This is a genomic window from Streptomyces sp. NPDC058459, from assembly GCF_042721685.1.
GTDB lineage: Bacteria > Actinomycetota > Actinomycetes > Streptomycetales > Streptomycetaceae > Streptomyces.
Window position 1 is genome coordinate 1 of sequence record NZ_JBHXLV010000432.1, and the last position, 1,158, is coordinate 1,158.

1 protein-coding gene is annotated in these 1,158 nt (G+C 66.1%); it reads left to right on the forward strand.

The features are described 5' to 3' along the window. Nucleotides 1-168: 168 nt before the first annotated feature. Nucleotides 169-765, forward strand: coding sequence for a TetR/AcrR family transcriptional regulator (locus ACFWN1_RS33395; RefSeq protein ID WP_384370561.1), 597 nt, complete (start codon nucleotides 169-171; stop codon nucleotides 763-765). The last annotated feature ends 393 nt before the right edge of the window (nucleotides 766-1,158 follow it).

A 1,158-nucleotide genomic window follows, 5' to 3' on the forward strand; every position in this document is an offset into this window, starting at 1 on the left:
GTAGCCCGCGGCGCGCAGCGCCTCGAACGAGAAGGACTCGTCGTCGAAGAGGAATCTCATGAGCGTTTCCTTGTCTCCAAACGAGACGGACCCGTTCCGTCTCTATTGAAACCATAGCGCGTCGCTTGACGAGACGCAACCGTTCCGTCTCGTGGTAGTGTGATGGACATGAACTCCTCCACCACGCGCCGCGTCTCGGGCGGGCCAGTCCTGCAGGACGACGTGACCGAGGCCATCACGGATTCGTTCTTCGAGGAGCTCGCGGCAGTGGGCTACGGCAAGCTGTCCATCGAAGCCGTCGCGAAGCGGGCCGGGACGGGCAAGGCCGCCGTTTACCGGCGCTGGCCCTCCAAGCAGGCGATGACGGTCGCGCTCGTCTCCGGGGCGGCGGTCGCGGCCACCAGCACCGGCGACACCGGCAGCCTGCGGGGGGATGTGACACAGCTCCTGCACGAGTTCACGGCGGCGCTGCGCCACCCGATGACCGCCAGGATTATGCCCGACCTGCTCGCTGAGGCAACGCGCAACGAAGGGTTCGCGGCAGCTCTGCTCGCCACGATCGGCAACCCGCGGCGGGAGAACGCGGGGCGAATCATCCGGCGGGCGATCGAGCGCGGTGAACTGCCGGCCGACACCGACGTCGAACTGGGCCTGGACTTCATGGTCAGCCCTCTTTACTGGCGGCTCGTCGTGACCAACTTCCCCACCGAGGACGACTACCTCGAACGCCTCGTCACGAAGATCGTCAGCGCCCTGGCAGCGTGACGCCCCCTGCTGCGAGTGGGCGCGCTGGTGGCAGCGGTAGCGAAGCCACGTTCGGTTGGTGGTGACCTGGTCGTGTGCTGCGGGCGCTGACTGGCCCGCTGTCGAGGAGTGACCAAGTGGCTGCTGTTTTCCGAACAGCGTCGGGTTGCCCGGCTGTCATGGGAATGGCTGATCACAGCCGAGGCCAGAATTCGAACGGGCTGGCGCTGCCAGGAACTCTCGACCCGACACCCGAAAGCCCCGAGGAGTGGTTCTTGTTCCTGGGGGGCCCTCGCCGTCTATATCGCCGCCCGCCTCGTGAACCGCCCCGGTTCGAATGGAGACTCGATTCCGTGTAAGGATCAGAGTCATGGCACGTCCCTCCTCCTATCCCCCTGAGCTGCGCAAGCGCGC